11 protein-coding genes are annotated in these 8,925 nt (G+C 70.7%); 1 reads left to right on the top strand and 10 read right to left on the bottom strand.

The features are described 5' to 3' along the window. The 6 genes from ACRDPS_RS10025 to ACRDPS_RS10000 all read right to left on the bottom strand — a co-directional run. Positions 1–523, bottom strand: a 523-nt coding sequence (locus tag ACRDPS_RS10025; RefSeq protein WP_431501488.1) for an MBL fold metallo-hydrolase, incomplete at its 3' end; no start/stop codon positions are given. Continuing rightward, positions 523–1,635, bottom strand: a complete 1,113-nt coding sequence (locus ACRDPS_RS10020) for an S-(hydroxymethyl)mycothiol dehydrogenase (protein ID WP_431501487.1) — start codon at positions 1,633–1,635, stop codon at positions 523–525. The genes ACRDPS_RS10020 and ACRDPS_RS10025, both read right to left, overlap by 1 nt. A gap of 98 nt (positions 1,636–1,733) precedes the next feature. Further along, a complete protein-coding gene (locus ACRDPS_RS10015) occupies positions 1,734–2,573 on the bottom strand; it encodes an SDR family oxidoreductase (RefSeq protein WP_431501486.1) in 840 nt (279 codons plus the stop codon). Next, on the bottom strand, positions 2,573–3,718 hold the full coding sequence (locus ACRDPS_RS10010; protein ID WP_431501485.1) for a hypothetical protein: 1,146 nt from the start codon (positions 3,716–3,718) through the stop codon (positions 2,573–2,575). The genes ACRDPS_RS10015 and ACRDPS_RS10010 overlap by 1 nt, the downstream gene beginning before the upstream one ends. Before the next feature lie 67 nt (positions 3,719–3,785). Beyond that, a complete protein-coding gene (locus ACRDPS_RS10005) occupies positions 3,786–4,838 on the bottom strand; it encodes an AraC family transcriptional regulator (protein WP_431501484.1) in 1,053 nt (350 codons plus the stop codon). Positions 4,839–4,903: 65 nt separating this feature from the next. After that, a complete protein-coding gene (locus tag ACRDPS_RS10000; RefSeq protein ID WP_431501483.1) occupies positions 4,904–5,146 on the bottom strand; it encodes a hypothetical protein in 243 nt (80 codons plus the stop codon). A 74-nt stretch (positions 5,147–5,220) separates the two neighbouring features. Between ACRDPS_RS10000 and ACRDPS_RS09995 the strand changes: the two genes are divergently transcribed. Next, entirely contained in the window at positions 5,221–5,808 is a 588-nt protein-coding gene (locus ACRDPS_RS09995) for a TetR/AcrR family transcriptional regulator (RefSeq protein ID WP_431501482.1), read from the top strand. Between the two features lie 32 nt (positions 5,809–5,840). Here the strand turns inward: ACRDPS_RS09995 and ACRDPS_RS09990 are convergent, their stop codons facing one another. The 4 genes from ACRDPS_RS09990 to ACRDPS_RS09975 are packed head-to-tail and all read right to left on the bottom strand — an operon-like array spanning position 5,841 to position 8,776. Next, a complete protein-coding gene (locus ACRDPS_RS09990) occupies positions 5,841–6,395 on the bottom strand; it encodes a carboxymuconolactone decarboxylase family protein (RefSeq protein WP_431501481.1) in 555 nt (184 codons plus the stop codon). Next, positions 6,392–7,243: an SDR family oxidoreductase gene (locus ACRDPS_RS09985; RefSeq protein ID WP_431501480.1), complete on the bottom strand. Its 852-nt coding sequence runs from the start codon at positions 7,241–7,243 to the stop codon at positions 6,392–6,394. The genes ACRDPS_RS09990 and ACRDPS_RS09985 overlap by 4 nt, the downstream gene beginning before the upstream one ends. Before the next feature lie 49 nt (positions 7,244–7,292). Then, complete coding sequence (gene nagB / locus ACRDPS_RS09980; protein WP_431501479.1) at positions 7,293–8,099, bottom strand: glucosamine-6-phosphate deaminase; 807 nt, start codon at positions 8,097–8,099, stop codon at positions 7,293–7,295. Further along, on the bottom strand, positions 8,099–8,776 hold the full coding sequence (locus tag ACRDPS_RS09975; protein ID WP_431501478.1) for an N-acetylmannosamine-6-phosphate 2-epimerase: 678 nt from the start codon (positions 8,774–8,776) through the stop codon (positions 8,099–8,101). Before ACRDPS_RS09975 ends, nagB begins: the two co-directional genes overlap by 1 nt. Positions 8,777–8,925 lie beyond the last annotated feature (149 nt).

Here is an 8,925-nt window from a genome sequence, read left to right as displayed (position 1 = left end):
GCTTGGCCCGGATCGACGCCTCGATGGTGGGCCGGTCGCTGAACGAGCGCCCGGTCGCGCCGGGTCCGCCCTGGAAGAGCGTGTCGCCGGTGAAGACGCATCCCAGGGAGGGAGCCGAGAGGCAGACCGCCCCGGGCGCGTGACCGGGCGTGTGCAGAACGGTGAGGTCGGTGCCTCCGATCTCGATCACCTGCCCGTCGGACAGGTCGGCGTCCCACAGCTCGTCGGGGTGGGTGAGCTCCCACAGCGGCCGGTCGTCGGGGTGGAGCAGGATCGGTGCTCGGACGGCCTCGCGCAACGCCGGCGCCACACGTACGTGGTCGTCGTGGGCGTGGGTGCAGACGATCGCCTTCACGGTGCGGCCACCGACCACAGCCAAGATGTCCTCCACCGAGTGCGGCGCGTCGATGACCAGGCACTCCTGATCGTCGCCGACCACCCAGAGGTTGTTGTCCACCTGGTGCGTCTCGCCATCGAGGCTGAAGGTGCCGCTCGTGACCGCATGGTCGACGCGTACGCCCATCACAGCACCACCACCGAGCGCAGCACACTCTGCCCATCAGGGGCACGATGCATCTTCTCGAAGGCCGCCTCGATGTCCTCGATCCCGATCTCCTCGCTCACGAAGGCGTCGAGGTCGAGACGTCCCTGTTGGTAGAGGTCGACGAGCATCGGGAAGTCGCGGCTGGGGAGACAGTCGCCGTACCAGCTCGACTTGAGCGCGCCGCCACGGCCGAAGACGTCGATGAGCGGGATCTCGGGCACCGTCATGTCCGGCGTGGGCACGCCGACGAGCACGACGGTGCCGGCCAGGTCGCGGGCGTAGAAGGCCTGCTTCCAGGTCTCCGGACGACCGACCGCCTCGACGACGATGTCGGCGCCTTCGGCACCTTCGTACGTCTCCGAGCAGATCCGCCGGATCTCCTCGACCGGATCGGTCTGCGATGAGTCCACGGTGTGTGTCGCGCCCATGGCCGCCGCCCGCTCGAGCTTCTTGGCGTCGATGTCGACGGCGATGACCGGGCTCGACCCGGCCAGCGCCGCACCTGCGATCGCCGCCACCCCGACGCCTCCGCACCCGATGACCGCCACCGACCTCCCGCGGGTCGCGCCGCCGGTGTTGATGGCGGCGCCGAGCCCGGCCATCACACCGCAGCCGAGCAGGCCGACAGCTGCGGGCCGAGCCTCCGGGTCGACCTTCGTGCACTGCCCGGCGGCGACCAGCGTCTTCTCCGCGAAGGCGCCGATGCCCAGCGCCGGGGACAGCTCGGTGCCGTCCTCGAGGGTCATCTTCTGGGTCGCGTTGAAGGTGGCGAAGCAGTACTGCGGCTCGCCCCGCTTGCACGCCCGGCAGCTACCGCAGACCGCGCGCCAGTTGAGCACCACGAAGTCGCCGGGCGCCACGTCGGTCACGTCCGGACCCACCGCCTCGATCACGCCGGCCGCCTCGTGACCCAGCAGGAACGGGAAGTCGTCGTTGATCCCGCCCTCGCGATAGTGCAGGTCGGTGTGGCAGACCCCGCACGACTGGATCTTCACCACCGCCTCACCCGGTCCGGGATCGGGCACGTTGATCGTCACGAGCTCCACCGGTGCGCCCTTGGCGCGGGCGATGACTGCCTTGACCTGCTGCATGTCTTCTCCTCTCGAGCGCCGGAGGCATCCGGTGCTCGAGGATCATCCTCCGGGTCGGCCCGTCGCCTCGGCAAGAGGTGTCCGGCGCCGACCCGGGGTCACGACGAGGTTCCGTCGCGGAGGAGCTTGCGCTGCGTACGTCGCCCCTGCGCGACCACCAGAGGTGCCGCCGCGAGGCCGACCGCCGGCAGGGTGTCGGCCAACCTGGCCACGAGCCCGCGCCAGGCCGGGATGGTGGTCACCGGCCGAGGCTTGTCGAGCGCGTTCCCGACCGCCGCTACGACCTCCTCGGGCTGGAGCAGCTTGCCCGAGAACGACAGCGCCGAGCCGGGGTCGTCGAGCTTGTCGTAGAGCATCGGCGTCCAGATCCCGTCGGGGCAGATGCAGGAGATGTCGATGTCCTTGATGCCGGCCAGACGCAGGTCCTGGAGCGTGCTGAGGCTGAACCCGATGGCGGCGTGCTTCGAGGCGGCGTACACCGCCTCGCCCGGCACCGCGGTCAGTCCCGCCAGGGACACGATGTTGACGACGTGCCCTCCGGTCCCGCGCATCGCCTCGATCGCGGCGAGCGTCCCGTTGATGGTGCCGAGCGCGTTGACGTCGAGGATCAGCCTCCGCTGCTCGGGGGAGAGGTCCCACGCCGGGCCCGTGAACAGCACACCGGCGTTGTTGACCCATACGTCGAGCCGGCCGGCGGCGGCCACGACCGCGTCCCGGGCCGCCTCCACCTGGGTGGCGTCGCGTACGTCGACGGCCATGGCGGTGGCACCACGTCCGATCTCGTCAGCGGCCTTCCGCGCGCTCTCGACATCGACGTCGGTGACCAGCACCTGGTGTCCACGATCGGCGAGGAGCTCGGCGATCTGGCGGCCCAGGCCGCGACCCGCACCGGTGACGACGGCCCCGCCGGGAGTCCCGGTCGTCGCAGACCCGCGCATCACAGGCCCGCCTTGATCTGGCCGTAGTCGATCCCGCCGTGGAGGTAGGTGGGTACGACGGGCCAGAACCGCTTCCATGGGGCCAGCTCGGTGCTCGGCAGGATCTGCAGCCAGCGCGGATCGTCCTTGCACGGGTCGGCGAGGGTCTTCTCCTTGATCATCGAGTCGTACTGGTCGAGGGAGTCCTCCAGGGTGTTGGCGTTCGGGCACACCTCGCGGCCGAACTGCTCGTGGTACCTGCGGACCCCCGGGATCTTCGACAGCTCGGGCTGCCAGTTGTCGAGCGAGATGCCGTTCTCCGAGGAGACCCAGACGCCGTCGGGGGTGTTGATCACCAGCGAGTGGTTGCCGTCGGTGTGGCCAGGGGTCCACAGCAGCGCGATCCCAGGACCCAGCTCGATGTCGCCGTCGAAGGTCACGAACTTCTCGAGGTCGACACCCTCGAGCCCGTCCTCGACGTACCACGCCCACTGCATCGGGTGCAGCGACTGCAGGGTGGCCAGCTCGCGGGTGTGCACCAGCATCTTCGCGTCGCCGAAGAGCGGCTCGCGGGGAGCGGTCTCGCCCGGGATCGTCGCGGTGGACCCGAGGATCATCCGCGGGTCCTGGACGTGCAGGTGGTCGAAGGTGCAGAAGTCGATGTCAGCGGGCGTCAGGCCGAGCTGGGCCAGCACCTCGTCGGGCTCGTTGTAGTACTCGAGCATGAGCTTCTCGATGAGCTTGGCGCCGGGCACCTTGTCCATCAGCGCCTGCAGGTTGCTGTAGAACGGCGCCTCCGCCGAGCCCTCCGGCATCGTCGGCTCGAAGACGAGCGTGCGCGGGGTGCCGTTCCAGTCGTCGTACTGGATGACGATCATCCGGTTGATCATCGAGATCAGCGGCAGGGTCGGCACCGAGACCGCGTCGTGGAAGGCGTACTTGACCGGGTACGGCGCGGCGGCGACGTCGACCGACTTCACCGCGCGGACGATGCCCTGCTCCTTGAACCTGACCTTGTACGCCGCGGCCGCATCGCGCACGGCAGCGAGCCGCTCGCCGCGTGGCCAGACCTCGTGCACCCCGTCGAGCTCGGGGATGGTCCGGGCGCCGATCGCGCTCAGAATCGTGTCCGTCTCAGCGGCGGCTGTCTTGGTTCTGGTGGCCATGGTCTGCTCCTTCGTGGATCCTGCCTAGATCCCCATGATCGTCTGCGGACCACCGCCATTACTTGTTTCAGTGCGACAAAGTTCTCGACGGTGGCCCGGTGAGCGCAGGCCTGGCCGCGTCGCGCCGCAGCTCCCGCGGCGTGCACCCGAACCACCGGCGTACGGCGTGGCTCAGCGTCGACTGCTCCGTGAACCCGACCAACGTGGCCACCTGGGCCAGGGGCATCGCCGTCGTGGTCAGGTGGCGAAGGGTGGCGTCACGTCTTACCTCGTCGAGGACCGCCTCGAAGCTCGTGCCCTCCGCGGCGAGGCGCCGCTGCAACGTACGTGGGTGGAGGGCCAGCAGGCGTGCCACCGCCGAGACCGCCGGCGGGTTCGTGCCGAGCACCTCGGCGAGCGCCCCACGGACCTGGGTCGAGACTCGTTGCGCCGGGTCGTCGTAGCGCCGCGAGATGTGGTCGAGGGCGAGCAGCCGGATCGACTCGTTGGCGGTGGCGAACGCCTCGTCGAGCACCCGGCGGTCGACACGGAGCACCGCGGTCGTACGTCCGAACTTCACGTCGGCGCCGAAATAGTCGGTGTAGCGGCGCACCGGCGAGAGCGGCTGGTGAGGCAGCTCTACCGAGCGCAGGCCCGACAACCCGCCGACGAGCGTGTGCGCGATCCGGAAGAAGAGCCCCAGGCCGAGCTCGGTCGCCTGGGGTGAGTAGGGCGACTCGCGCAGGTCCTTGCGGTAGGTCAGCCCCACCACGCCCGGTCGCCGGTGCGGATCGGGTTCGACCGCGACCCGCAGGGCGGGGCTGTGGGCGTACAGATAGCGGGATCCGGTCTCCAGCGCCTCGGCCGCCGTCGGGCAGGCCTGGATGGCGACCGCCAGCGGACCCAGGATCGTCAGGTCCTGCGTCTCCGCCAGGCGCAGACCCAGATCCGGGCACCGCAGCTCGGCAGCCGCGGCGTCGAGCATCAGATCGTGCTCGGTGATCGGGATCCAGGCGTCCTCGGCATCGAGGGCGTCGGCCGGGATGCCGAACCGGGCGAGCAGCCGATACGGCTCACCGCCGAGCCGCTCCACCAGCGGCACGAAGCCCCGCAGGCTGGCGGCACGGATCGCAGGTCCCACCGCACCACTGTGCCCGATGCGGCGGTGCCGGAGAAACCGCGGCGTCGACGAGCGGCCTCAACCGCTCACGTGGTGGACCGTGAGGAGGCGACCATCCGCACACCCCCGTCGCCGTTGCGACGAGCCGCGGGCCGCAACCCGGCAGCGTCGCTCGCGCCTTCGTCGACGTACGCCCGACGCTTCTCGGCAAGACGCTTCTCGGCACGACGCTTCTCACCGAAGTAGGTCGCGGACACACCTATGTAGATGATCACGTTGATGGCGACGGCCATGATGACGAACCAGACGAGGTATAGATCAGCAGGCATCAGCGAGGCTCCTTTCGAGGACTTATAAACGCTACACTCACTGTATCGTAAATCGCCGGAAGGATATTCCCGACATGGAACGCGAAGCGACCCAGGCCCGAGGACGGCCGCGTCAGGCCAGCACCGACGAGCAGATCACTCGCGCCGCGACCGAGATCCTCCGCGAGCTCGGGCCCCAGGCCGTGAACGTCGCGTCGGTCGCCGCGCGGTCCGGCGTCGCGCGCACGACGATCTACCGGCGTCACCGGGACCGTCGTGAGCTGCTCACCGCGGCCCTGCGCCCCGTCGCCGACAAGGGTGAGGCACCCGAGCACCTGACCATCGTGCAACGGCTGGACTGGGTGCTCGCCAGCACCGAGGAGGTCCTCCAGCGCGCCATCGGTCCCGGTGGAGTGGCCGCCGTGCTCACCGACGCCGATCCCGAGTTCAGCGCGGCGCTTCGCGCCGCTCTGGCCAGCGCCCTGCGACCGGTCCTCGCCCAGGTCGAGGGTGACCTCGACCGGGGCGCACTCACCGCCGAGGTCGAACCCGACCTGGTGCTGTCGATGATCCTCGGGGTCTACCTCGCCGAGACGTTGCGGCGCGGCGTCCCCGACGAGACTTGGCGGACCCGTACGTCCGCGGCCCTCGGTCGGCTCCTCGGCGCGTCCGCGACCCCCTGAGGCACCGGACCGCGAGCCGTCGTTGTGCCTACCTATCGAGCCCGGTCGCGCGAAGGCTCGAGCTCGATCCCGAGGGCGGCGATGGCGGCCGCGAGCATGTCGTAGTGGCCGGCGAGAAGGACCAGCTCGATCGCCTCGCGCTCGCTGAGGTGCTCGCGCAGCTCGTCCCAGGTCGCGTCGGTGACGGTGCGCGTATGGACGAGCTCGTCGACGGCCACCAGGATCGATCGGCGGCGCGGCGTCCAGCCGTCGGCGCTCGCGCCCTCGGTGAGACGTTCGAGATCGACGTCGGTCAGACCAGCCCGCTTGCCGATGCGCGTGTGCTGACGGGCCTCGTACGTCGATCCTCGCAGGTGGGCGACCCGCAGGATGACCAGCTCGCTGTCGGCCCGGGGGAGCCGGCCTCCGGGCATCAGCAGGCCGGCGAAGGCCAGCCAGCCACGGAAGAGCCGCTTGTGGCGGCCGAGCACGAGGAACAGGTTCAGCGGCTCCGTCCCGGCCGCCCGGCCGGCGATCCGCGCCAGCAGCCAGGCGGCCACCCCGACCTCCCCCAGACGCCCCGGCCGCACGGGTCGTGACCGCGTCATCGCGTCTCCCAACGGATCCGGGACACCAGCCGGTTCGCGGCGCCCATGAGCAGCGAGTAGACCGGCGGCACATACCTCTGCACCCCGTGCAGGATCGCGATGTCAGGCGAGGTCTGCACCAGATAGCGCCCGCGGAGCATGCCCTCGACGATCCGCTCGGCGGCATGCTCGGGTGAGACGGCACGCTTGTGGAAGCGGGCGCGCAGTCGCTGGAACTGCGGCGTCGAGGTGTCCACCCCGGCGACCTGGACGCTCCCCGTCAGCGGAGTGGCCACGGCGCCCGGCGTCACCAGCGTGACCGCGATGTCGTGCCGGGCGAGATCGAAGCGCAGCACCTCCGAGACACCGCGCAGGCCGAACTTGCTCGCGCTGTAGGCGGCGTGCCAGGGCATCCCGATCAGCGCCGCTGCGGAGGCCACGTTGACCAGATGTCCTCCTCGTCCGTGCTCGATCATGGGCGGCACGAAGGACTCGATCACATGGATCGGACCCATCAGGTTCACCTCGATGACCGAGCGCCACTGCTCGTGGCTCATCCGTTCCACGGTGCCCCAGATGGCGATGCCCGCGACGTTGAGCACGGCATCGACCGCGGGCGTCCGGGCGTGCACCACCTCTGCCAGCGCACGTACGTCGTCGATCGAGGATACGTCGGCCGCGTGCGCCGTCGCCACCGTGCCGCCACGGTCCTCGATCGCCTTGCGGGTCGCCCGGAGACCGACCTCGTGGAGGTCGGTCAGATGCAGCACCGCACCGTCCTCGGCGAGGCGCTCGGCCACCGCACGGCCGATCCCGCTCGCCGCGCCCGTCACGAGCGCGTGCCTTCCGGACATGCTGCGTCGTCTCATCGGACTCCTGCTCGTCGCGTGGAGCGGCCAATGTATCGAGGAGGACGCCCTACGGGAGCGGATCGCTGCCGACGAGTGCGTTCACGCCGCCCTTGTGACGCTGCACGAAGCGGTAGTAGTCGCCGAGCTCGAGGCGGGACGCCGCCTCTTCGTCGATGAAGGCGGTGACGGTGGGGTGGAGCTGCAGGATCGAGGCGGGCCACCGCGCGGAGACCGCGCCCTCGACCATCTGGTGCACCGCCTCGGCCTTGCCGGCGCCGGTGGCCACCAGGAGGAGGTGCCGGGCCTCCATGATCGTCCCGAGCCCTTGGGTGATGCAGTGTCGGGGCACGGCCGAGCGGTCACCGCCGAAGAAGCGTGCGTTGTCGGCGCGGGTCTGCTCGGTCAGCGTCTTGACCCGGGTGCGCGAGGCGAGCGAGGACCCGGGCTCGTTGAACGCGACATGACCGTCGGTGCCGATGCCCAGGATCTGCAGGTCGATGCCGCCGGCCTCGCGGATCGCGGCGTCGTACCGGGCGCACTCGGTGACCACGTCGTCCGCGTCACCACGGGGCCCCACCACGGCCTCGGCACCGAAGTCGACCCGGTCGGCCAGCTCGTCACGGATGACCCGGGCGTACGCAGCGGGGTGCTCCGGCGGCAGGCCGACGTACTCGTCGAGCGTGAACGCGCGCGCCCGGGCGAAGCTCACCCGACCGTGAGCGCAGCGGCCGGCCAGCTCGTCGTACGTCGGCAGCGGGCTCGAGCCGGTGGCCAGGCCCAGCACGGCATCGGGACGGTCACGGAGCAGGTCCTCGACCAGGTCCGCGGCCGCGACACCGATGGCGGCCGCGTCGGGAAGGATGACGACCTCCATCAGTGCGCTCCCTCGACGGCTTCGCGGAACCAGCCGGTGATCGTGGTGGGATGGGTGATCGCGGTGCCGACGCAGACGGAGAACGCCCCGGCCGCCATCGCCGCCGCGGCGTCCTCGGGCCGGTGGATACGCCCCTCGGCCATGACGGGCGCGGAGCACTCCGAGGTGATCTGGCTGATCAGCTCGAGGTCCGGGCCGACGGTCCTGGGGCGCTCGCCGGAGTAGCCGGACAGGGTGGTGCCGAGGATGTCGGCCCCGGCCGCCTCGGCCTCGCGGGCATCGGCCGACGAGCCGCAGTCGGCCATCACCAAGACGTCGTGTGCGGCCTTGAGCCGGGCGATCGTCTCGGCGAGGGTGAGCCCGTCGGGCCTCACCCGGCGGGTGCCGTCCAACGCGACGACGTGCGCTCCGGCCTCGGCGACGGCCTCGGCGTGCCGCAGGGTCGGGGTGATGAAGACGCCGGCATCGCCGTCCTTCCACAGCCCGATGACGGGGACGTCGACAGCGGCGAGAGTGGCGCGTACGTCGGAGATGCCCTGCACCCGTACAGCTCGGGCGCCGCCTTCGACCACCGCGCGAGCGGTCCGTGCGGTCACGTCCGAGTCCCGCAGCGGCTCACCGGGATAGGCCTGGCAGGAGACGATGAGCCCCCCGCGCAGCAGCTCCAGGTCGATCATCGAAACCTTCCTTCGATCAGTGGTGCCTGGTCGTGCCCGAGCAGCTCCTGGGCCAGGGCCGCGGCGCCGAGCACGGCTGCGTCGTCGCCCAGCCCGGAGGCGAGCACCGGTGCGCCGCGCAGCGACGGCAGGACCTCGCGCGCGACCAC

This window comes from Nocardioides sp. (assembly GCF_050699375.1).
Taxonomy (GTDB): domain Bacteria; phylum Actinomycetota; class Actinomycetes; order Propionibacteriales; family Nocardioidaceae; genus Nocardioides.
The sequence above is the reverse complement of the archived record's forward strand: the minus strand, read 5'-3'. Positions and strand labels throughout refer to the sequence as shown.

Bases quoted from the DNA above. Each gene is read 5' to 3' on its own strand.
- ACRDPS_RS10020 (WP_431501487.1), bottom strand. From the start codon at position 1,635: ATGCAGCAGGTCAAGGCAGTCATCGCCCGCGCCAAGGGCGCACCGGTG.
- ACRDPS_RS10015 (WP_431501486.1), bottom strand. From the start codon at position 2,573: ATGCGCGGGTCTGCGACGACCGGGACTCCCGGCGGGGCCGTCGTCACC.
- ACRDPS_RS10010 (WP_431501485.1), bottom strand. From the start codon at position 3,718: ATGGCCACCAGAACCAAGACAGCCGCCGCTGAGACGGACACGATTCTG.
- ACRDPS_RS10000 (WP_431501483.1), bottom strand. From the start codon at position 5,146: ATGCCTGCTGATCTATACCTCGTCTGGTTCGTCATCATGGCCGTCGCC.
- ACRDPS_RS09995 (WP_431501482.1), top strand. From the start codon at position 5,221: ATGGAACGCGAAGCGACCCAGGCCCGAGGACGGCCGCGTCAGGCCAGC.
- ACRDPS_RS09990 (WP_431501481.1), bottom strand. From the start codon at position 6,395: ATGACGCGGTCACGACCCGTGCGGCCGGGGCGTCTGGGGGAGGTCGGG.
- ACRDPS_RS09985 (WP_431501480.1), bottom strand. From the start codon at position 7,243: ATGAGACGACGCAGCATGTCCGGAAGGCACGCGCTCGTGACGGGCGCG.
- nagB (WP_431501479.1), bottom strand. From the start codon at position 8,099: ATGGAGGTCGTCATCCTTCCCGACGCGGCCGCCATCGGTGTCGCGGCC.
- ACRDPS_RS09975 (WP_431501478.1), bottom strand. From the start codon at position 8,776: ATGATCGACCTGGAGCTGCTGCGCGGGGGGCTCATCGTCTCCTGCCAG.